Source organism: Streptomyces sp. SID5464, assembly GCF_009862985.1.
Lineage (GTDB): Bacteria > Actinomycetota > Actinomycetes > Streptomycetales > Streptomycetaceae > Streptomyces > Streptomyces chartreusis_D.
On sequence record NZ_WWIQ01000017.1, the window covers coordinates 1 to 230 of the forward strand.

The 230-nt window shown below is 70.4% G+C and carries 1 protein-coding gene; it reads left to right on the forward strand.

Annotation, left to right across the window (positions count from 1 at the left end):
• Nucleotides 1–46 precede the first annotated feature (46 nt).
• On the forward strand, nucleotides 47–230 hold a 184-nt coding region (locus GTY47_RS12805), incomplete at its 3' end, for an FAD-dependent monooxygenase (protein WP_010049448.1).

The window sequence follows — 230 nt, forward strand, 5'->3', positions numbered from 1 at the left end:
CGCACGCCCGTCACGGACGCTAACTGACACCCGAGGTGAGCCACACATGACCGTCGACGAAGCCGCACGTGTGCCCGTCGTGATCGTCGGCGCCGGACCGGTGGGCGTGACCGCCGCCCTTCTCCTGGCCCGGCGCGGAATCCGCAGTGTCATCTTCGAACGCCACCAGGGCGTCTACCCGCTACCGCGCGCCGTCGCCACCGACGACGAGGTGCGCAGGATCCTCCAGG